This is a genomic window from Streptomyces sp. NPDC001663 (assembly GCF_042893105.1).
Classification (GTDB): domain Bacteria; phylum Actinomycetota; class Actinomycetes; order Streptomycetales; family Streptomycetaceae; genus Streptomyces.
Genome location: NZ_JBIAUR010000001.1, coordinates 392,508 through 411,765 on the forward strand (window position 1 = coordinate 392,508; position 19,258 = coordinate 411,765).

The window sequence follows — 19,258 nt, forward strand, 5'->3', positions numbered from 1 at the left end:
GGCGGCTGCACCCGGGCGGCAGCCGTTTAATTAGCACCGCTAGTTTTGGACTATAGACCGCCGGGCGGCTCCCTGGGAAGATCCACGGGGACCTTCACCGACGCAGCTGGAGGAGACATGGCCGACGCCCGTGAGCACGTCCTGACCGGCACCAGGGGCACGATCACCGCACGCGAGTGGCCACGCGAGCGGCCGCGGTACCTCGCCCTGCTGGTGCACGGTTACGGCGAGCACGTCGGCCGGTACGAGGAGGTGGCCGACGTCCTGGTCGGGCACGGCGCGGCCGTGTTCGGGCCCGACCACATGGGGCACGGGAGGTCGGCGGGCGAGCCGGTGCTGGTCGAGGACTTCGAGGACGTGGTCACCGACCTCCACGCCGTGGCCGCCCTGGCCCGGTCCGTGCACCCCGGCGTGCCGCTCGTCCTGATCGGGCACTCCATGGGCGGCCTGATCTCGGCCCGCTACGCCCAGCGCCACGGCGACGAGCTCGCCGCGCTGGTGCTGTCCGGGCCGGTGATCGGGGTCTGGGAGCTGCCGGGCCGGCTGCTCGCGCTCGACGAGATCCCCGACACGCCCATCAGCCCGGCCGCGCTCTCCCGGGACCCGGCGGTCGGGGAGGCGTACGCCGCCGATCCGCTGGTCTGGCACGGCCCGATGAAGCGGCCGACGGTGGAGGCGTTCGCCTGCACCCTGGAGACCGTCGCGAAGGGCGGTGACATCGGCGGGCTCCCGCTGCTGTGGCTGCACGGCGACGACGACCGGCTGGTGCCGCTCGCGGGCAGCCGCGTCGGCGTCGAGCAGCTGAGCGGCGGCCGCCTCGTCGAGCGGATCTACGCCGGTGCCCGGCACGAGGTGTTCAACGAGACGAACAAGGCCGAGGTCTTCGCGGACCTGACGCGGTTCGTGGACGACGTACTCACGAACTGACCTGATCCGACACCTGGACAGCCTGCTCACACACCGAGACGGGGTCAGGCCGCCCCGGCGCCGCGTTTGCACCGGTTCGCCCTGGGCACCCGCGCCCGCATGGAGTGGTTGCGCGGTGCTGCCTGCGCGGGAGAGGACCCCGAGCTCTTCTTCCCGGTGGGCACCGAGGGACCGGCGCTGCGGGACATCGCCGCGGCCAAACGCGTCTGTGCCCGCTGCCCGGTGACCGTCGAGTGTCTCGACTGGGCCCTGCGCAGCGGTCAGACCTCGGGGGTGTGGGGAGGGACCTGCGAGGAGGAACGCACCGCACTGCTCCGCACCGACACGCACGACGCCAGAAGGAGAAGCACCCTATGACTGTCGTGAAGAGCACGCTTCCGGAACCGGCCCGCAAGGTCACCGGAGAGGCGCTGCAGAGCACTCTCGTGGATCTTCTCGGGCTCTCGCTGATCGGCAAGCAGGCGCACTGGAACATCGTGGGCCCGCGGTTCCGTTCGATCCATCTGCAGCTCGACGAGGTCGTGGACACGGCGCGCGCCTTCGCCGACACGGTGGCGGAGCGCTCCGCCGCGCTCGGCCTGCCGCCCGACGGCCGGCCCGAGACGATCGCGGCGGCCTACACGCTGCCGGGCCCGAAGGACGGCTGGCTGCGGGACACGGAGGTCGTCCAGCTGGTCGTGGACACGCTGGAGGCGGCGATCGGGCGGCTGCGCGAACGCATCGACGCGACCGCGGAGCCGGATCCGGTCACCCAGGACCTGCTGATCTCCCTCACCGCCGAGCTCGAGAAGCAGCGGTGGATGTTCGACGCGGAGAACTGGCCGCGCGACAACTGACCGGACAGGCCCCGGCCACCGGAGCACGTACGTACGGAAAGGGGACGCGATGACCGACGCCCTCGAACTCGACGCGCTGTGGGAGGACTTCCACCGCGTGGTGAACATGACCTCGCAGGAACTGGCCGCGTGGCTGCGGGTGAGCGAGGCCGACGAACAGACGGAGCCGCTGCCCGAGCACGCGGGCTCGCCGACCGGGCAGCATGTCCTGGCGATCCTGCAGAAGCGACGCACCGACCTCACCGACGACGACCTCGAGGTGATGTACGAGGTCGTGGACACGGTGACGGCGCAGGCCGACCTGGAGAACGAGCCCGAGGCCGAGGAGACCCGTCGTCGGCACATGCTGATGACGATCGGCCACGATCCGCTCAAGCCATGACCGAACAGCAGCGTGCGGTAAGGGAGTTGGCGAATCTGCACGGGCGTACGTCGGATGCGGACCGGCTCGTGAAGCTCGCCGGGAACACCCAACCGGCCGTCCTGGCCGCCGCGTTGGTGCGGGCGGCGGCCCGGGACGAGGAGGTGGCCGAAGACAGTCTCCGTCGCGCCGCATGATCGTGTCAGACTGCTCGCACGTCCTGTCGGGTCCGCCGAGCAGAGGAGCAGCACGTGACCGCCACCGAGCCGGCCGGCACCCGGATCGACACGACGAGGCCGCATCCCGCGCGCGTCTACGACTGGTTCCTCGGCGGCAAGGACAACTACCCGGTCGACGAGGAGCTCGGCCGGCAGATCATGTCGATCGAGACCGGCGCGCCGAGGACCGCCCGGGCCAACCGCCGCTTCATGCAGCGGGCCACGCGCAGGCTCGTCGGGGAGTCGGGAATCCGCCAGTTCCTCGACATCGGCAGCGGCATCCCCACCGAGCCCAACCTCCACCGGATCGCCCAGACCGTGGCACCGGACGCGCGTGTCGTCTACGTCGACAACGATCCGATCGTCCTCGCGCACGCGGGCGCACTGCTGCGCGGCACCCCGGAAGGTGTCACGGAGTACCTCCAGGCCGACGCCCGAGACACCGGCGCAATCCTCGAACAGGCGGGCCGCGTCCTGGACTTCGGCCGCCCGGTCGCCCTGTCCCTGATCGCGCTGATGCACTTCATCGCCGACGAGGACGGTGCCTACGACGTGGTCGGCACCCTCGTCGACGCGCTCGCCCCGGGCAGCTGCCTCGTCCTTTCGGCGATGACGGCCGACTTCGAGCCGGAGAGCGTACGGCGGGGCATCGAGGCGTACGCGGCGGGGGGCGTGACCCTGGTGGCCCGCACCCACGCCGAGATGGCCGGCTTCTTCAAGGGGCTCGACCTCGTCGAGCCGGGGATCGTGTCCGTGGTGGACTGGCATCCCGAGCTCGGCTTGGACGAGACGCCGGACGGGACGGGGCCCGTGTCCCTGTACGGGGGCATCGGCGTCAAGCCCTGACGACCGGCGGCGCACCACGAGCGCACTAACTTTTCGAAAGTGCCCACCCTGGAGTAAGCTTCCGTCATGGGCGTGAACGACACGACACTCGTCGACCAGGTACGGATGGCCGACGGCGGCACGATGTGCCCCCACCGTCTGGTCATGGAACACGTGACGAGCCGCTGGGGCACCCTGGTGCTGATCGCGCTGCTGGAGCGCTCCTACCGCTTCAGTGAGCTGCGCCGGGCGATCGGCAGGGTCAGCGAGAAGATGCTGACGCAGACGCTGCAGACCCTGGAGCGCGACGGCCTGGTCCACCGCGACGCGAAGCCCGTGATCCCGCCGCGCGTGGACTACTCCCTCACGGACCTCGGCCGGGAGGCCGCCGAGCAGGTCAGCGCCCTCGCCCGGTGGGTGGACCGGCAGATGCCGGCGGTGGAGAAGGCGCGCGCCGAGTACGACGAGGCGAAGGCCTGACCCGGGCCTCACCAAGGCTTGGCGCGCAAGTACTCCGCAATTGCACTCAAGTCCCGCCCCCCGAAGCCCTGTTCCACTGCCTCGCCCACCAACCGCCGGTTGGCGACGGCCTGTTGCATGGGTGCACCCACGCGTTCGGCGAGGGCGAGGACCAAGTCGAGGTCCTTGGCGACCAGTTCGAGGGTGAAGGCGACCGCGGCACCCTCCGGATTCAGATACGCCTCCTTCTTGTACTGCACGAACGGCGCCCCCGCGGCGCCCGCGGCGAACACCTCGTACGCCGACTCCCGCGGCACTCCGGCCCGTTCGGCAAGGACGAGAGCCTCGGAGAGGGCCTGATTGAGGCCGAGCAGAAGGGAGTTGACCGCCAGTTTCATCGCCGCGCCGTTGCCGCCGGGGCCGAGGTGGACGACTCGGGCCGCCAGGACGTCCAGTACCGGCCGGGCCCGCTCCAGAGCCGCCGCGTCCCCGCCCGCCATCACCGTCAGCCTGCCCTGCTGGACGAAGCTGACGCTGCCCGAGACCGGCGTGTCCAGCAGGGTCGCGCCCGCCTTCTCGACCAGCGGGCTCAGGGCGGTCACCGTCTCGGGGGCGACCGTGCTGGTCTCCAGCACGACCGCGCCGGGGCGCAGTCCGGCCACGATGCCGTCGTCGCCACCGTACGCCCCCGTCACGGCCGTGGCGTCGGCGAGGGAGACGAGGACGACATCCGCCGTCGCGGCGGCCTCGCGGGGCGTACCGGCGACGGCGGCGCCGGTGGCCGCGGCCTTCTCCCGCGTGCGGTTGTACGCCGTCACCGGGAAGCCGGCCTCGCGCAGCCGTATCGTCATGGCGGCGCCCATCCGGCCCGTACCGACGACCGCGACGCGCGGTCCCGTGCCGCCGCCCCGATCCCTGTCGCTCACCCGAGGAGCCACCCCCCGTCCACGCTCAACTCCACTGCATTGACCGAGCGGTTGCGCAGCAGGAAGTCCACGGCGTCGACGACGTCCGCCATGGTCGCGAGCCGTCCCGTCGGGGTCCTGGCACGCAGCCCGGCCAGCACCTCCGCCGGCTTGCCCTGCCAGTAGGGGCTGTCGCCCACGACACCCGGGTGGACGGCGTTGACCCGGACCGGTGCGAGCTCGACGGCGAGGGTGTTCACCAGGCCCCGTACGCCCGCGTTGACGGTCGCCACCGTCGTCGCGCCGGGGTAGGGGCGCTCCTTGGCCTGGCCGCCGAAGACGACGATCGCGCTGTCGTCGGTCATCCGGGGCCGCAGGACGTGCACGACCTCGGTGTAGCCGACGAGTTTGAGCGTGACGAGGCGGAGGGCGGCACTGATGTCGTAGTCGGCGGCCGTGTTCTCGTCGCGGGTGACTCCGGCGAGCACCAGGTGGTCGACGCGCTCCACATCGGCCAACGCCCCTGCTATCTCCCGCGGTCGGGACAGATCCAGGGCGAGACCGCGGGCGCCGATCTCCTTGGCGACGGCGTCGGCGCGGGCAGGGTCGCGGCCGGTGAGGACGACGTCGTCCCCCCGTTCCGACCGCTCGCGGGCGAACTCACGGCCGATGCCGGACGTGCCGCCGACGACCAGGACGCTGCTCATGACTCCAGGGCCTCCCTCAAGTAGTCCCAGTCGCGGGTGAACCGGTACGAGTGGCGTGGCGGCGGCTGCGGTGCCTGTGTCTCCAGCCAACGCAGCGGCCCCTGACCGGCGTTGGCGAAGCCGTGCACACAACCGGCGCCCGCCCAGGCGCAGTCGCCGGGCCCGAGCCGGTAGGTCTCGCCGTCGAAGGTCGCGTCCGCCTCCCCTTCGAGGAACAGGTACGTCTCCTCGAAGGGGTGGTCGTGGGTGCCGGCGACGCCGTCGGGCGCGTACTGCACCATGAACATCGTCGAGGCGACCGCGCCGAGGTCGCTGTCGACCATCATCTTCACAGTGATGCCGCTGTAGACGAGCAGAGCGGTGCGCATGCTGGCCGAGACCGCCAGGAGGTCCTGGGACTGCTTTCCCGGGTCCATCTGGGCGGCTTCGAAGTGGCCGAACAAGCGGGTGCGCGGGTCACGGACGTCGATCCGGACGGGGGTGCGCGGCGGGAGATCCCGGACGGCCTGGGTGTCGAACCCGTAGCGCGCCCGCGGGACCGGCGCCAGCATGTCCGCCCAGCGCGCGGGGGTGTCTCCGGCACCGCGCCAGGCGTGCGGGACGCCGGTCGGGAGGATGCCGTAGTCGCCCTCTTCGAGCAGGTACGAGCCCTCCGGCAGGTCGAGGATCACCGTGCCGTCGAGGATGTGGAAGCTCTCCTCGTACGAGTGCACATGGGCCGGCACCCCGCCGTCCGGCCGCAGTTCGCACAGCCCGAAGCCGGTGTGCACGCTGCCGTCGTCCTCGCCGACCAACGTCCGCCTGCGGTACCCGAGTCGGTCGTACTGCGGCTCGGGCACATCGGCGGACCGCCGCACCAGATGCCGGGTCATGCCGTCGGCCTCGCCTCCTTCGCCGCCAGGAGCCGGTCGCGGGACTCCTCGACGAGCCGCCGGGCCCGCGCCACGTCGGCCGTCAGCCTGCCGTCGCGCTTGCGGATCACGCCGTCGACGATGACCGTCTCGACATTGGACACATCGGCCGACAGGGTCACCGCGGCGGCCGCGTCGTGCACCGGCGCGACGTTCACTGCGGTGGCGTCGATGGCGACGACGTCGGCGCGCTTGCCGGGGGTCAGGGAACCGGTGCGGTGCTCCAGTCCCGCGACATGCGCGCCGTTCAGCGTTGCGATCTCCAGCATCTGACGTGCCGTCAACATGGTGTCCGGCACCGGCATGTTGGCCTTCCAGCAGTCCGCGTTGACGCGGGCCCGCTCGGCCCCGAAGGCCGCGCGGATCTGGGTGAACATGTCGCCGGGCACGGTGGTGACGACGTCGATGCTCAGGCTGGGCCGCAGCCCGTACTCGATCGCCTTCATCACGGGCGGCCAGCCGTGCCCCATCTGGGTCTCGACCTGCGGTGCGATCGACACCGTGCCGCCGCTGTCGGCGACCATCCGCCACTCCTCCTCACTGAAGTAGCAGCAGTGGATGTAGGTGGTGTCGGAGCCGAGGAGCCCGAGGTCGTGGAGCTGCTTGACCATGCCGAAGCGGCCCGCCAGGCGCCCCATCGCCACGTGCACGGTGATCGGGATGTCCAGCTCGCGCGCGAGGATCCATTCGGAGGTGACGACGTCGTTGACGCAGAAGCCGGGGCCGCGGGTGGCGAGCCCCATGGTCAGCAGGCCGTTGTCGGAGGCGAAGTACTTGGCGCGGATCCGGCGGACGTCGTCGCCCGGAATCGCGATCTTGCTCTCGAACCAGTAGTCCGCGAGGGAGGTGTTGGCGCTGCCGTACGCGTACTGCGCACGGATGCCGGTCTCCGTGAGCGCCTGGACCGCGGCGTCCGGGTGCTCGGGCGTGTTGTTGATGTGGGACCAGTCGACGAGGGTGGTGATACCGGCGTTGAGGCATTCGAGGGTGCCGGCGAGATTGCCCGCGTACACGTCCTCGGGGGTGTAGAGCGGGGCGAAGGTGTCGAGGATGTCGACGAAGTAGTCGTCCAGGGTGGCATCCGGGGCGACATTGCGGATGGACGCCTCCCAGGTGTGGCGGTGGGTGTCGACGAAGCCGGGGATCACGATGCGGCCGGTCATGTCGAGCACTTCCGCATCCGCGCTGATCTCCGTTTGCACGGCCGCGATTCGGCCGTCCTCGATGAGGACGTCACCCCTCGGCAGATCCCCGACGGAGGGATCCATCGAGATCACGTGCCCCCCGCGAAGCAGTATCCGATCGGTCATCGCGCTTCCTCCTCAGGGGTGTTCAGTACGCGGCGAGACTCCGGACTGCCGCCACGACCTTCTCTACGGTGGGGATGACCCGCTCCTCCAGCGCGTCGGCGAACGGCAGCGGCACGCACTCCCCTGCCACCCGGCGCACCGGCGCATCCAGCAGGCTGAACCCCTCGTCGGCGACGACCGAGACGAGGGTGGCGCCCCAGCCGCCCTGGTACGGGTTCTCCTCGACGGTGACGAGCCGCGAGGTCTTCCCGAGGGAGGCTAGGACGGTGGCGGTGTCGAGCGGGATCAGGCAGCGCAGGTCGACGACCTCGACGTCGACGCCCTCCGGGGCAAGGAGTTCGGCGGCCTTCAGTCCCATGGGCACCATCGAGGCGAGGGCCACGAGGGTCACGTCGGCGCCCTCGCGGACGACCGCCGCCCGCCCCAGCTCGACCACGTGGTCCGGCGGAGGCGGCGCACCCTTGCTCGCCAGCAGCCCCTTGTGCTCGAAGAAGACGACCGGGTCGTCACTGCGGATCGCCGCCGCCATCATGCCGATCACGTCGGCGGGCGTGGCCGGTGCCGCGATCTTCAGGCCGGGAACGGTCAGGGCCCAGTTCTCGGTGGCCTGCGAGTGCTGGGCGCCGAAGCCGAGCCCGCCGCCGTTGGCGGTGCGTACGACGAGGGGCACGGTGACCTGACCACCCGTCATATAACGCACTTTGGGTATCTCGTTGGCGAGGTAGTCCCAACAACAGGCCAAAAAGTCGGAGAACATGATCTCGGCGACCGGCCGCATCCCGGTCATCGCGGCGCCCATCGCCGCGCCCACGATGGCCTGTTCGGAGATCGGCGTGTCCCAGACCCGCTCGGGCCCGAACTCCTTGAACAGCCCGACGGTGGTCTTGAACACCCCGCCGGCCTCGCCGATGTCCTCGCCGAGACATACGACGGTGGAGTCCCGGCGCATCTCGCGGGCGATGCCTTCCGCGACCGCATCGCGGTAGGTGATCACGTCCGCCATGCCGCACCTCCGTCCGCCCACACGTCGGTCAGCGCCTCGCTCGGATCCGGCGGCGGCGCGTTCTTCGCCGCATCGACCGCCTTCTCCACGACGTCACGGGCGCGCTCGTCGGCCGCGGTGACCGTCTCCTCGGGCACCCCCAGCTCGACGAGGCGGCCGCGGGCGAGGTCCAACGGGTCGTGCTTGAGCCACCGTTCGACCTCCTCGGCCGGACGGTAGGTGGCCGGGTCGGCGCGGCTGTGCCCGAAGTGGCGGTAGGTCTCGGCCTCCAGGACAGCGGGCCCGTCTCCCGCCCGGGCCCGCTGAGCCAGCCGGGCCACCGCCTCCTGCACGGCGACGACGTCATTGCCGTCGACGACCTCGCCCGGGATGCCGTACGAGGGCGCACGGTCGGCCGCGGGTCGGGCCACCGCCGTGACGTCGGCGATGGGCGTGTACTCCATGTACAGGTTGTTCTCGCAGACGAACAGGACGGGCAGTTTCCATACGGCGGCCAGGTTGAGGGCCTCGTGGAAGGCGCCGATGTTGGTGGCGCCGTCGCCGAAGAAGGCGACCGCGAGCTGTCCGGTGCCGCGCAGCCGGGCCGACCATGCGGCGCCGACCGCCATCGGCAGGTGGGCGCCGACGATGGCGTACGAGCCGAGCATGTTGGTGGACGCCTTGGTGAGGTGCATGGAGCCGCCCTTGGCCTTGCACAACCCCGTTGCGCGGCTCATGAGTTCGGCGAGGCACTCCTCGGGGGTGGCGCCGCGGGCCATGGCGTGGTGATGGCCGCGGTAGGTGGCGAAGACGTAGTCGTCGGGGCGCAGGGCCGCGCTCGCGCCGACGGCTATCGCCTCGTGCCCGGCGGCGAGATGGGTGGTGCCCTTGACCAGGCCGGACATGAACAGGTCGTGGGCGGCCTTCTCCGTACGGCGGATGAGGACCATCTGCTCGTACAGGGCGAGGAGTTCGTCGCGGTCGACCATCAAGCACCCCCGTTGCTACGGGTGTTGAGGTGGGACTGCGCCTCGCGCCTGGTGTTGAGCTCGCCGCCGACCGTCCAGTACTTGCGGCCCGCGACCAGCAGTTCCTCGGCCGGGAACTTGGTGATGACCTCGCAGCCGTCCGCGGTGACGACCAGCTCCTCCTCGATACGGGCCGCGGACCAGCCGTCGGCGGCCGGCCAGTAGGTCTCCAGGGCGAACACCATGCCCTCTTCGAGGACTTCGGGGTGGTCGAGCGAGACCAGTCGGCTGAAGATGGGCTTCTCCCAGATCGACAGGCCGACCCCGTGGCCGTACTGCAGGGCGAAGGCGGCGGTCTCGTCGGCGAACCCGAACTCCTCGGCGCGCGGCCAGACCTGGACGATGTCGGCGGTGGTCGCGCCCGGCCGGACGAGGGCGATGGCCTCGTCCATGTACTCGCGGCAGCGGATGTAGGCGTCGCGCTGGGCGGCGGAGGCGCTGCCGACGGCGAAGGTGCGGTAGTAGCAGGTGCGGTAGCCGAGGTGGCTGTGCAGGATGTCGAAGAAGGCGGGGTCGCCGGGGCGGATCAGGCGGTCGCTGTAGACGTGCGGGTGAGGTGAACAGCGTTCGCCGGAGATGGCGTTGACGCCTTCGACGTACTCGCTGCCGAGGTCGTAGAGGACCTTGCTGACGAGGCCGACGCACTCGTTCTCACGCACGCCGGGACGCAGGTAACCGTAGAGCTCCTCGTAGGCCGCGTCCACCATCGCGCAGGCCTGGGTGAGCAGGGAGATCTCGTCGCGGGTCTTGGTGCGGCGGGCCTCGAGGAAGACCTGCTGGCCGTCGACGACGTCGATGCCCTCGGCGCGCAGGGCGGTGAGGATCGGCATCTCGGCGACGTCGATGCCGAGGGGCTCGTTCGCGAGGCCGTGTTCGCGCAGTTCGGTGGCTATCTTGCGGGCCACGTCCGCGGCGATGCCGGCGTCCGGATGGAAGGCACCGCGCAAGGTCGAAATCCCGGCGCGGGCGCCGGTGGGCGGACCGTCCTTGCCGTCGCTGTAGTCCAGCCACGGGTTGTAGAGCTGGTGGTGACGGGCCGCGGAGCCGAAGTCCCAGACGACCGGTTCGCCGCCGCGCACCAGCAGGGCGAAGCGGATCAGCTTGTCCATCGCCCAGGTGCCGATGTGCGTGGCGGTCATGTAGCGGATGTTGGCGAAGTCGAAGCTGAGCACGGCGCCCAGCGAGGAGCGGTTCAGGGTCTCGTGCAGCCGGGCCAGGCGCTCCTTGCGCAGCCGGTCCAGGTCGATGCGCTCTTCCCAGTCGACGGCATTGGGTCCATATGTGCGGATCGCCATGGCGACCACCCCCACTTCGGAGTGAACGACCACGCCTCGTGAGTGTCAAGTGCTACTGAACGCTTTGGCTGAACACGAACCAGACGCCGACGGCCGGCTCAGCACCATCGTTGCGGTAGCGGTGCGGGGTTGTCGACTCGAAGCAGACGGCGTCGCCGGGACGGAGCGTGTGCTCGTCGAAGCCGAGGGTGAGGACGAGTTCGCCGGAGGTGAGATAGCCGTACTCGGTGCCCGCGTGGCGCATCAGGCCGCCGGAGCTGGAGGAGGAGCCGCCGGGCCGGTAGGTCACCAGCAGGAAGTCGACGTCCGTGCCGGGCACGTGCCCGAGACGCTCCCACACGACACCCGAGTCCAGTTCCAGTACGTCGCGCTCACCGGGTGTGACCAGCGGTCCTATACGGCGGCCGGGGTCGGCGGCGAAGGCGGCGAGGGCGTGCAGCACGGTGGCGGGGGCGGCGGACGCGGTCAGGACCGGGGGCGCGGCGGCCTCGTCCTCGTATCCGTCGAAGAGCGACTCGACGGAGATCGACAGCGCGGTCGTGATGGCGTACAGCGTGCTCACCGACGGCTGGCTCTTGCCGGTCTCGATCTGGGAGACCAGGCTCGCGGAGACGCCGACGTCCCGCGCGAGGCCACGCAGGCTCACGCCTTTCGCAAGGCGCGCCTGCCGGATGCGCGCACCGACGGGCGGCACGGCGGCAGGAGACACGGCTGCTCCCCTCTCGGGCGGACATGTGCAGCACCATTGAACAGCCGGGGTGCACGGTGACGCCAGAGCCGCAGGCGACGGCCCCCGTCCGGTACGTCGGCGTTCAGCGTCGGCCCGCCGGGAACTCCGCCCGTACCTCCCAGCCGTCCCCGGCCCGCGGTCCCGCGTGCAGGTCGCCGCCGAGCGCGGTCACCCGTTCCTTCAGGCCGACCAGGCCGAAGCCGCCGCCGTGTGCGGCGGCCGGGAGTTGGGTGCCGCCTCGGCCGTCGTCCGCGACCGCCACGGACAGGCGGTCGGTGTCGTAGCTCAGGCGGACCGTGACCTGGGCGGCGTCGGCGGCGTGGCGGCGGACGTTCGTCAGGGACTCCTGGACGACACGGAAGGCGGCCGCCTGGACCTCGTGCGGGAGGTCGTCGGGCACGGTGGGGTCGCGGTGCAGGGTGACCTTCTGGACGGGGCTCGCGAAGCCCTCGGTCAGGCCGGTGACGGCGGCCAGGTCGCCGACCGGGCGGCGGTCGGCCGGTTCGTCGCCGGTGTCGCGCAGGACGCCGACCGTGCGGCGCATCGAGGCCAGGGTCTCGGTGGCGGCGCGTTCGATGCCGGCGAGGACCGGGTCGAGATTCTCCGGCTGCGTGGTCGCCATCACGCGGGCCACCTGGGTCTGCACCAGGATGCCGGTGACGTGGTGGGCGACGAAGTCGTGCAGGTCGGCGGCGATCGCCACCCGCTCCTCGCGTCGGGTGTCGGTGACGGCGACGGTGCGGCGGTAGTCGAGGGAGCGCAGATAGGCCGCGAGACCGGCGACCAGTCCGATCAGGACCAGGCCCCCGACCATGACGCCGAGGGTCCCGCCGTCCTTGACCGAGTGGGAGTAGCGCAGCGGCGTGAGCAGCAGCGCGACGCCGTCCAGCGCACCGCACACCATGGCCGACAGGGGTGGGCAGTGCCGTACGGCGACGAACAGCAGGCACAGCAGGATGGCGATCTCGCCCGGGCCGAACAGAGCCTCCGACCCGGCCAGCAGTGCGCCCACCGAGTAGAGCGCGGAGACCAACGCCGGTACAGCCGTGCGCAGTTGGGGGGTGAGCCAGGCCGGGTGCCGCTCGGCCGGCCACAGCACGGCGACCAGTCCGACCAGGAGCACCACGACGGTCGGCCGCACGTTCTCGCCCGCGCTGCCCACGATCAGGAGGTCGGCGACCGACGCCGCGAGCACGAAGCCGACGCCGAATCCACGGGAGCAGCCCCGGCCGGAGATGGAGGTCATGCCGTTCACCGTAGGTGAGGGCGAAGAGCGGCCGGATCGGCCGAATGGCCGAGGCGGCGCCGCCTCACCGTGGCCTTGTGGCCGAGGCGCGCGCACGGGCCCGCGGGCGAGGGTGGAGCCACTTCCCCGAACGGTCCCGCAGGGCCCTCAGTCATCAGGAGTGCGTGATGCAGCCCAGCAAGTTCCTCGTCGGCGCCGTCGGTGGTGCCACCGCCCTGGTCGCCCTGGGCGGTCTCGGCACCTACCTGCTGTCCGGGACCGAGTCGACCAGCGAGCTCGACCGGTACTCGTCGGTGCAGGTGGACGGCCACAAGGCCCTGTCGGGCAAGATCGTCGCGGGTCGCGCCGAGAGCAAGTACCACCCCCTGCCCTGGGTCGGCAAGAAGGTCTCCGGCGTCACCTGCCCGACCGGTCTGAAGGCCGTCGCCGGCGCCACCATCACCTGCACCGGCAAGAGCACCGACGGGCGCAGCGTCGACATCCCGGTCTCCGTGGTCAAGGCCACGGGCTCCTCCGTCACCTGGAAGTTCGAGCGCTGAGAAGGGACCCGGTACATACATCATGAGCACCGTTCTGGCCGGTTACGGCCTCACCAAGACGTACGGCTCCATCACCGCCCTGGCCGGGGTGGACGTCGAGGTCGGCGAGCGCGACTCCCTCGCCGTCATGGGCCCCTCGGGGTCCGGCAAGTCCACACTGCTGCACACCCTCGCCGGGATCATCCGTCCCGACGGCGGCCAGGTCCTGCTGCGCGGCGAGCGCGTCGACAAGCTGGGCGAGAACCGGCTGAGCGCCCTGCGCCGCAAGCGGTTCGGGTTCGTCTTCCAGTTCGGCCAGCTGCTGCCGGAGCTGCCCGCCGAGGAGAACGTCGCCCTGCCGCTGATGCTGGAGGGCATGCCCCGCAAGCGGGCCGTAGCCCGCGCCCGCCGCTGGTTCGCGCCGCTCGGCCTCGACGGCCTGGAGCTGCGCCGGCCGGGCCAGCTGTCCGGCGGCCAGGCCCAGCGGGTGGCGATCGCCCGCGCCCTGGTCATCGAACCCGACGTGGTCTTCGCCGACGAACCCACCGGCGCCCTCGACCAGACGACCAGCACCGAGGTCGTCCGCCTGCTCACCTCCGTGACCCGCGAGCAGGGCGCCGCCCTGGTGGTGGTCACCCACGACGCCGACGTCGCCGCGCACTGCGACCGGATCCTCCAGGTCCGCGACGGCCGGATCAACAACTACGGCCAGTACACGGTCGCCTGACCCCTCCGGAGATGTGATGCGCTCCCCCGTCCTGTCCCTTACCTGGCACCTCGCCAAGTCGTCCGGCCGCCGCGGTCTGCAGAGCCGGCTGCTCGCGGCAGGCGCCGCCGCCGTCGGCGCGTTCGTGATGCTGGTGATGATCGCCGCCACGCTCGGTTCCGGCACCCGCGCCGACCGCACGGCCTGGCGCACCCCCGAACCCGCCAAGCACGGCACGGCCGTCCAGGCGCTCGCCACGACCTTCGTCCGCCACGAGCCGGTCACGGTGGTGTCCCTGGCCCAGCTGCCCGGCCGCGCGGCGACCCCCGCACCGCCCGGCCTGAGCACCTTCCCGAAGCAGGGCCAGGTGTACGTCTCCCCCGCCCTGGCCGACCTGCTGCACAAGCTCCCGGCGAAGCAACTCGCCGACCGCTTCCCCGAGGTGACGTCCTACGGCACGATCGGCGCGGCCGGTCTCGCCTCGCCGGACGAGCTGGTCGCCGTGGTGGGGCGGGCGCCGGGCGACTCCGCGGTGTCCGGGGCCGCCGACGGCGGAGCGACCTGGTTCGACATCGGACAGGCCGCGCGGGCCGAGATCTCCGGGTTCTCCGGCAGCCAGGTGAGCCTGTTCACCGCCTCCGACCGGACGGTGGCCCTGCTGGGCGTGGTGCTGCTGGCGATGCCCGTGGTCGTGCTGTCCTCCGCGGCCGGACGGCTCGGCGCGGCCCGGCGCGAACAGCGGCTCGCCGCGCTGCGGCTGGCCGGGGCCACTCCGAGGCAGATCCTCGCCATGACCGCCGTCGAGGCGGCGGCCGTCGGCGCGGCCGGAGCCCTCACGGGCGCGCTCGCCCACGTGGCCCTGCTGCCCGCCCTCGCGCAGATCCCGTACGGCATCGGCAGCTGGTACACGGGCCAGTTGTGGGTGGGGCCGGGGTGGTTCGCGGGGGTCGTCCTCGCGGTGACCGCGCTCATCACCGTCAGCGCCGTGTCGATGCTGCGCCAGGTGGCGACCTCCCCGCTGGGCGTGGCCCAGCAGGCGAATCCGAGGCGCACCCGGTTGATCCGTCTCGCGGTGTTCGTGGCAGTCCTGGGCTACATCTGGACGAAGGCCGGTGGCGGCCAGCTCAAGAACCGTGACCTGCTCGCCCTTCTGCTCCTGTTCTACGGCGCGTTCTGGCTGTTCGGGCCGTGGGTCGTGGACCGGCTGGGCCGGGTCGTGGGCCGCTTCGCCCGCCGTCCGGCGACGCTGCTGGCCGCGCGCCGGCTCAGCGACGACCCCCGCGGCTCCTGGCGCACCGTCAGCGGGCTGGTGCTGGCCGGGTTCGCGGCCGGGTTCTTCTCCGTCAGCACGCTGGGCACCGACACCGCGCACTACCAGGACCGGGTCGCCGTGGTCACCGCGAACGCCGGCGCCGCCCGGCACGCCGCCGCCGAGGCCCGTACGCTGCTGCGCCGCGCCGGTGTCACCGCGACCGTCACGGTCGGCCGCTCGGACGACTACGGCAACCTGCTGGGCGGCACTCCGGGCGTCATCGCCCACGTCTCCGGCGGCGCACAGGCCGTCGACACCGCAGCCACCGCGCTCACGCCGCTCGCCAAAAGCACGCCGCCCTACTCGCGGGACTACGCCGGAGCGCGCGACAGCACCGCCACCGACCGCATCGCCGAGGTCAGCATCGCCACCCTGGCCCTGAGCTTCGCCGTGGCGACCGCCTCCGCCGGACTGACCGCCGCGGCGAACGTCCTCGACCGGCGTCGCGTGTACGGCCTGCTGCGGCTGGCGGGCACCCCGCTGCGGGTGCTGGACCGGGCCCGGGTGCGCGAGACGGTCGTCCCGTTGGTGGTCCTGGCCGGGGGCACCACCGCGATGGGCATGTACGGCTCCAGCCGGCTCAACAAGGCGTTCGGCACCACGATCAACACCACCGGCCTCCTGGAACTGTCCGCCTGCACGGTCCTCGGCGCGCTGGCGATGTTCGCCGCGATCAGCGGCAGCCGCCCGCTGCTGCGGAAGGTGACGGCCGACCCGGCCCGGACCGCGGACTGACACTGAACACGGAGCGGTCACCGACACGGTGGCCGCTCCGCCGGAAATCCCCCTGAGGCATGATCGAGCCATGACGAGCCCCACCCCCGCCACTCCGTCCGGCACCCCCATCCGCGTCCTGATCGCCGACGACCAGGACATGGTCCGCACCGGTTTCCGGTTCTTCCTGGACGCCCAGCCGGACATCACCGTGGTCGCGGAGGCCGGGGACGGCGAGGAGGCCGTGGCGCTGGCCCGGCGGGTGCGGCCGGACGTGTGCCTGCTGGACATCCGGATGCCGAAGCTGGACGGCCTGGAGGCGACCCGGCTGCTGGCGGGACCGGATGTCGCCGACCCGATGCGGGTCGTCGTGGTCACCACCTTCGACCTCGACGAGTACGTGTACGGGGCGCTGCGCGGCGGCGCGTGCGGGTTCCTGCTCAAGGACTCCGGACCGACCCTGCTCGCGGAAGCGGTCCGCGCCGCGGCGGCCGGCGACTCGCTGGTGTCCCCCTCGGTCACCGTGCGCCTACTCAAGCACGTGACCGGCGGCGGCTCACAGGCCGAGGCGCCGGTACGGCCCGCACCGCCCACCGAGTCCCTCACCGACCGCGAGCTCGACGTGGTCCGCCGGGTCGCCCTCGGCCGTACCAACGCCGAGATCGCCGCCGAGCTCTACGTCTCCCTCTCCACGGTCAAGACCCACCTCTCCAGCGTCCAGCTCAAACTGGCGGCCCGGAACCGGGTCGAGATCGCGGCCTGGGCGTGGCAGAACGGGTATGCGCAGCGCCCCGATGCCTAGAGGTTGAGCACGCGGGCGATCGTGCGCAGTACGCCGTTGTCGTTGTTGGACGGGGCCAGGTGGCGGGCCCTTGCGATGACGTCCGGGTGGGCGTTGGCCATGGCGAAGGACCAGTTGGCGGCGTCCAGCATCTCCAGGTCGTTGAGGTAGTCGCCGAAGACCATGGTCTGCGCGGGCGTGATGCCCAGCTCCTGCTGGAGCCGGCGCAGGGCGGCGCCCTTGTCGGCGGTGCGGTTCATGACGTCGACCCAGTGCTCGCCGGAGACGACGACCTGGTGGGTGTCCGTGAGCGGTGCCAGGGCCGGGGCAGTGGTCCGCTCAGCCGCGCCGAAGTCGAAGAGGGCCACCTTGATGACGTCGTCGTCGACGGCGGTGGCGTCCTCCACGACCCGGTGCTCGAGGTAGTACCTGCGCACCTCGGCCAGGAACGCCTCGTCGCTGCGCTCGACGTACGCGGACCGCTTGCCGCAGACGACGGCGCCCACGTCGACGCCCTCGGCCACCAGCTGCCGTACGGCATGGACGACGCGGGCGGCGACTTCGGGCTCCAGCGGGTCCGAGCTGAGCTCCACGCCGTCGCGCACCACGTACGTGCCGTTCTCCGCGATGAACACCATGCCCTCGGCCACCTCGGCGAACTCCCGTGCCAGCGTGGCGTATTGACGCCCGCTCGCCGGGCTGAACAGCACCCCGCGCCGACGCAGTTCGGCCAGCGTCTCCCACAGGCCGACCGGGATCCGCTTGGCGTCGTCCAGCAGCGTGCCGTCCATGTCGGTGACGATCAGCCGTATGTCGGCGGAACCGGTGGGCAGGTCGGCGGCGGTGCTCAGGGGCGAGAGGGCGGAGGACATGACCTGCTTCCGGTGGCGGGCGCGACGGAGCGCCGGGATGTCGTACGGCGGTCCCGTCACCCTACGCGAGCTGCGCGGACGGTCAGCTCCCGGACCGGATCAGCCCGGTCAGGTACCGCCACAGCGACGACCGCCGCTTGGCCGCCTGGTCCGGGACGTCCGGTACGTCCGCTGCGGGCGCCTCGGCCGCCATCGGCGCCGGGGCCTCCGGCACCGGCCCGGCGAGCTCGTACCGCACCGGCAGCGAGCGCAGCCCGCGCATGAACGGCGAGGAGCGCCACGGGAGTTGGTCGACCGGGAGGGCGAGCTCCAGATGTGCGAACCGTTCGAAGACACGGCGCACGCCCGCCGCCGCGATCGTCGAGGCCAGCTCACGGGCCGGGCACTGGCGGGGCCCCGCACCCCACGACAGGTGCGCCCGGCTGCTGATGCTGGAGCCCGGTGCCATCTGCCCGGCGAAGAGGGGGTCGGCGTGCGCGGCGGCCGAGGAGACCCACACGGGGTCGCCGGCGCGGATGGTGTGGTTCCCGAGCGGTGTGTCCGCGGCGGCGAACCTCGGCACGAAGTTGACCAGCGGCGGCTTGCGCATGACCACGCGGTTCATCGTCTCGCGCACCATCCCGGCGGACAGGGTGGTGCGCACCCCGCCCTCGCTCTCCCCCGCGATCACCTCGACGACGGTGTTGGAGATGAGGATGCCGACGTGGTCGGAGGTCATGCCGAGCAGCATGAACAGCTCGCGGGCCAGCTCGTCGACCGACAGGTCCGGGTGGGCGGCGAGCAGGTGGGAGGGGAAGTCGTCGCCCGGCTCCTCGATCTTCGCGGCGGCGAGTTCGCCGAGCGTCACCAGCAGGCGCGCCAGGGCGGGTTCCGCGTCCGGCCCGGCGTCCAGCACCCGCCACATGTCCATCAGGGCGTCGTCACCCTGGGAGCCGGGGAAGCCGAGCAGATGGCTCGCCGCCATCAGCGGGAGCGGGCGGGAGAACTGCGCCGACAGATCGGCGAGGCCGGTACCGCCACCCTGTACGAGCAGGGTGATCAGGTCGTCGGCGTAGCCGGTGACGGCCGCCTTGAGCCGCTTGGCCTGCGGGTTGCGGGGGTCCTGGAAGGGCCTGAGGGCCGCGTCCCAGGCCCCGCGCAGGGTGCGGTAGCCGGGGCCGCCCTGGATCAGCACGTGGTTGACCTCGAGGGAGGGGCCGAGCGGCCAGTCGGCGGGCACGCGGCCCTCCGAGCGGGCCCGCCAGTTCTCCAGGCCCTTCGGCCAGGCGGCGTCGTCCTGCAGTACCTGAAGCGACTCCCGGTAGCCCAGCACCAGCCACGCGGGCACGCCCAGCAGGTCGACCGGTGCGACCGGGCCGTGCCGCTCGCGCAGCCGCTCGTAGACCAGCGCGGGACGCGTCTCGTAGTCCCGGGTCAGCAGTGGTTCCGGCGCCAGGTCCTCCAGCCGCGTGCCGTCCGGCTCAGCGCCCTCGTCGACCAGGTGGATTTCCATGCTTCTGCCGCCCCCTCGACACTGCCTGTAACCGGTCCGCAGACTGCGAGTGCTCGCGGACCCCGAGGACCGTACCTCAGACGTCACTCAGGTCACAGGGCGGGGTACTCGCCGGTAGCAAAC

21 protein-coding genes and 1 pseudogene are annotated in these 19,258 nt (G+C 71.8%); 11 read left to right on the forward strand and 11 right to left on the reverse strand.

Going from position 1 to position 19,258, the window contains the following annotated elements; all coding sequences use genetic code 11:
• Positions 1–117 precede the first annotated feature (117 nt).
• The 7 genes and pseudogenes from ACFY1L_RS01860 (at position 118) to ACFY1L_RS01890 (ending at position 3,647) form a co-directional block, all read left to right on the forward strand.
• Complete coding sequence (locus tag ACFY1L_RS01860; protein WP_388816613.1) at positions 118–927, forward strand: alpha/beta hydrolase; 810 nt, start codon at positions 118–120, stop codon at positions 925–927.
• 99 nt (positions 928–1,026) lie between these two features.
• Entirely contained in the window at positions 1,027–1,284 is a 258-nt protein-coding gene (locus ACFY1L_RS01865) for a WhiB family transcriptional regulator (protein ID WP_388816616.1), read from the forward strand.
• Positions 1,281–1,763: a Dps family protein gene (locus ACFY1L_RS01870; RefSeq protein WP_388816620.1), complete on the forward strand. Its 483-nt coding sequence runs from the start codon at positions 1,281–1,283 to the stop codon at positions 1,761–1,763. The genes ACFY1L_RS01865 and ACFY1L_RS01870 overlap by 4 nt, the downstream gene beginning before the upstream one ends.
• Before the next feature lie 49 nt (positions 1,764–1,812).
• Entirely contained in the window at positions 1,813–2,145 is a 333-nt protein-coding gene (locus ACFY1L_RS01875; RefSeq protein WP_388816623.1) for a DUF3140 domain-containing protein, read from the forward strand.
• Between the two features lie 53 nt (positions 2,146–2,198).
• Positions 2,199–2,321: pseudogene (locus ACFY1L_RS01880) on the forward strand (endonuclease); the annotation flags it as partial.
• 54 nt (positions 2,322–2,375) lie between these two features.
• On the forward strand, positions 2,376–3,188 hold the full coding sequence (locus ACFY1L_RS01885) for an SAM-dependent methyltransferase (protein WP_388816626.1): 813 nt from the start codon (positions 2,376–2,378) through the stop codon (positions 3,186–3,188).
• 66 nt (positions 3,189–3,254) lie between these two features.
• Complete coding sequence (locus tag ACFY1L_RS01890; protein WP_388816628.1) at positions 3,255–3,647, forward strand: winged helix-turn-helix transcriptional regulator; 393 nt, start codon at positions 3,255–3,257, stop codon at positions 3,645–3,647.
• A gap of 8 nt (positions 3,648–3,655) precedes the next feature.
• Here ACFY1L_RS01890 and ACFY1L_RS01895 read toward each other — a convergent pair whose 3' ends face one another.
• The 9 genes from ACFY1L_RS01895 to ACFY1L_RS01935 form a co-directional block, all read right to left on the reverse strand.
• Positions 3,656–4,552: an NAD(P)-dependent oxidoreductase gene (locus ACFY1L_RS01895; RefSeq protein WP_388816631.1), complete on the reverse strand. Its 897-nt coding sequence runs from the start codon at positions 4,550–4,552 to the stop codon at positions 3,656–3,658.
• On the reverse strand, positions 4,549–5,238 hold the full coding sequence (locus ACFY1L_RS01900) for an SDR family NAD(P)-dependent oxidoreductase (protein ID WP_388816634.1): 690 nt from the start codon (positions 5,236–5,238) through the stop codon (positions 4,549–4,551). The genes ACFY1L_RS01895 and ACFY1L_RS01900 overlap by 4 nt, the downstream gene beginning before the upstream one ends.
• The gene (locus tag ACFY1L_RS01905; protein ID WP_388816637.1) at positions 5,235–6,110 is read right to left on the reverse strand and encodes a cupin domain-containing protein; all 876 of its coding nucleotides are present in this window, start codon (positions 6,108–6,110) and stop codon (positions 5,235–5,237) included. Before ACFY1L_RS01905 ends, ACFY1L_RS01900 begins: the two co-directional genes overlap by 4 nt.
• Positions 6,107–7,459 carry an amidohydrolase family protein gene (locus tag ACFY1L_RS01910; protein WP_388816640.1) on the reverse strand — a complete coding sequence of 451 codons (1,353 nt, stop codon included), beginning with the start codon at positions 7,457–7,459 and terminating at the stop codon, positions 6,107–6,109. Before ACFY1L_RS01910 ends, ACFY1L_RS01905 begins: the two co-directional genes overlap by 4 nt.
• Before the next feature lie 22 nt (positions 7,460–7,481).
• Complete coding sequence (locus ACFY1L_RS01915; RefSeq protein WP_388816643.1) at positions 7,482–8,462, reverse strand: alpha-ketoacid dehydrogenase subunit beta; 981 nt, start codon at positions 8,460–8,462, stop codon at positions 7,482–7,484.
• Positions 8,450–9,430, reverse strand: a complete 981-nt coding sequence (locus ACFY1L_RS01920; RefSeq protein WP_388816646.1) for a thiamine pyrophosphate-dependent dehydrogenase E1 component subunit alpha — start codon at positions 9,428–9,430, stop codon at positions 8,450–8,452. Before ACFY1L_RS01920 ends, ACFY1L_RS01915 begins: the two co-directional genes overlap by 13 nt.
• Positions 9,430–10,764 (reverse strand): M24 family metallopeptidase, encoded by a 1,335-nt coding sequence (locus ACFY1L_RS01925; RefSeq protein WP_388816649.1) that lies wholly within the window; start codon positions 10,762–10,764, stop codon positions 9,430–9,432. The genes ACFY1L_RS01920 and ACFY1L_RS01925 overlap by 1 nt, the downstream gene beginning before the upstream one ends.
• A gap of 52 nt (positions 10,765–10,816) precedes the next feature.
• Positions 10,817–11,473 (reverse strand): helix-turn-helix domain-containing protein, encoded by a 657-nt coding sequence (locus tag ACFY1L_RS01930; protein WP_388816652.1) that lies wholly within the window; start codon positions 11,471–11,473, stop codon positions 10,817–10,819.
• Between the two features lie 103 nt (positions 11,474–11,576).
• On the reverse strand, positions 11,577–12,740 hold the full coding sequence (locus ACFY1L_RS01935) for a sensor histidine kinase (protein ID WP_388816654.1): 1,164 nt from the start codon (positions 12,738–12,740) through the stop codon (positions 11,577–11,579).
• A 167-nt stretch (positions 12,741–12,907) separates the two neighbouring features.
• Here ACFY1L_RS01935 and ACFY1L_RS01940 point away from each other — a divergent pair, with 167 nt between their 5' ends.
• The 4 genes from ACFY1L_RS01940 (at position 12,908) to ACFY1L_RS01955 (ending at position 16,792) form a co-directional block, all read left to right on the forward strand.
• Positions 12,908–13,279: a DUF4333 domain-containing protein gene (locus ACFY1L_RS01940; protein ID WP_388816657.1), complete on the forward strand. Its 372-nt coding sequence runs from the start codon at positions 12,908–12,910 to the stop codon at positions 13,277–13,279.
• A 22-nt stretch (positions 13,280–13,301) separates the two neighbouring features.
• On the forward strand, positions 13,302–13,985 hold the full coding sequence (locus tag ACFY1L_RS01945; protein ID WP_388816660.1) for an ABC transporter ATP-binding protein: 684 nt from the start codon (positions 13,302–13,304) through the stop codon (positions 13,983–13,985).
• Between the two features lie 16 nt (positions 13,986–14,001).
• Complete coding sequence (locus tag ACFY1L_RS01950; RefSeq protein WP_388816663.1) at positions 14,002–16,011, forward strand: FtsX-like permease family protein; 2,010 nt, start codon at positions 14,002–14,004, stop codon at positions 16,009–16,011.
• Between the two features lie 70 nt (positions 16,012–16,081).
• Entirely contained in the window at positions 16,082–16,792 is a 711-nt protein-coding gene (locus ACFY1L_RS01955) for a response regulator (protein WP_388816666.1), read from the forward strand.
• Here the strand turns inward: ACFY1L_RS01955 and ACFY1L_RS01960 are convergent.
• Entirely contained in the window at positions 16,789–17,643 is an 855-nt protein-coding gene (locus ACFY1L_RS01960; RefSeq protein ID WP_388816669.1) for a Cof-type HAD-IIB family hydrolase, read from the reverse strand. The genes ACFY1L_RS01955 and ACFY1L_RS01960 overlap by 4 nt on opposite strands.
• An 82-nt stretch (positions 17,644–17,725) precedes the next feature.
• A complete protein-coding gene (locus ACFY1L_RS01965) occupies positions 17,726–19,135 on the reverse strand; it encodes a cytochrome (protein ID WP_388816672.1) in 1,410 nt (469 codons plus the stop codon).
• Positions 19,136–19,258 lie beyond the last annotated feature (123 nt).

What these genes read in the sequence shown, in the direction of transcription:
- ACFY1L_RS01860 (WP_388816613.1), top strand. Translation starts at nt 118, where the DNA reads ATGGCCGACGCCCGTGAGCACGTCCTGACCGGCACCAGGGGCACGATC.
- ACFY1L_RS01865 (WP_388816616.1), top strand. Translation starts at nt 1,027, where the DNA reads ATGGAGTGGTTGCGCGGTGCTGCCTGCGCGGGAGAGGACCCCGAGCTC.
- ACFY1L_RS01870 (WP_388816620.1), top strand. Translation starts at nt 1,281, where the DNA reads ATGACTGTCGTGAAGAGCACGCTTCCGGAACCGGCCCGCAAGGTCACC.
- ACFY1L_RS01875 (WP_388816623.1), top strand. Translation starts at nt 1,813, where the DNA reads ATGACCGACGCCCTCGAACTCGACGCGCTGTGGGAGGACTTCCACCGC.
- ACFY1L_RS01890 (WP_388816628.1), top strand. Translation starts at nt 3,255, where the DNA reads ATGGGCGTGAACGACACGACACTCGTCGACCAGGTACGGATGGCCGAC.
- ACFY1L_RS01900 (WP_388816634.1), bottom strand. Translation starts at nt 5,238, where the DNA reads ATGAGCAGCGTCCTGGTCGTCGGCGGCACGTCCGGCATCGGCCGTGAG.
- ACFY1L_RS01905 (WP_388816637.1), bottom strand. Translation starts at nt 6,110, where the DNA reads ATGACCCGGCATCTGGTGCGGCGGTCCGCCGATGTGCCCGAGCCGCAG.
- ACFY1L_RS01910 (WP_388816640.1), bottom strand. Translation starts at nt 7,459, where the DNA reads ATGACCGATCGGATACTGCTTCGCGGGGGGCACGTGATCTCGATGGAT.
- ACFY1L_RS01915 (WP_388816643.1), bottom strand. Translation starts at nt 8,462, where the DNA reads ATGGCGGACGTGATCACCTACCGCGATGCGGTCGCGGAAGGCATCGCC.
- ACFY1L_RS01920 (WP_388816646.1), bottom strand. Translation starts at nt 9,430, where the DNA reads ATGGTCGACCGCGACGAACTCCTCGCCCTGTACGAGCAGATGGTCCTC.
- ACFY1L_RS01925 (WP_388816649.1), bottom strand. Translation starts at nt 10,764, where the DNA reads ATGGCGATCCGCACATATGGACCCAATGCCGTCGACTGGGAAGAGCGC.
- ACFY1L_RS01935 (WP_388816654.1), bottom strand. Translation starts at nt 12,740, where the DNA reads ATGACCTCCATCTCCGGCCGGGGCTGCTCCCGTGGATTCGGCGTCGGC.
- ACFY1L_RS01940 (WP_388816657.1), top strand. Translation starts at nt 12,908, where the DNA reads ATGCAGCCCAGCAAGTTCCTCGTCGGCGCCGTCGGTGGTGCCACCGCC.
- ACFY1L_RS01945 (WP_388816660.1), top strand. Translation starts at nt 13,302, where the DNA reads ATGAGCACCGTTCTGGCCGGTTACGGCCTCACCAAGACGTACGGCTCC.
- ACFY1L_RS01950 (WP_388816663.1), top strand. Translation starts at nt 14,002, where the DNA reads ATGCGCTCCCCCGTCCTGTCCCTTACCTGGCACCTCGCCAAGTCGTCC.
- ACFY1L_RS01955 (WP_388816666.1), top strand. Translation starts at nt 16,082, where the DNA reads ATGACGAGCCCCACCCCCGCCACTCCGTCCGGCACCCCCATCCGCGTC.
- ACFY1L_RS01960 (WP_388816669.1), bottom strand. Translation starts at nt 17,643, where the DNA reads ATGTCCTCCGCCCTCTCGCCCCTGAGCACCGCCGCCGACCTGCCCACC.
- ACFY1L_RS01965 (WP_388816672.1), bottom strand. Translation starts at nt 19,135, where the DNA reads ATGGAAATCCACCTGGTCGACGAGGGCGCTGAGCCGGACGGCACGCGG.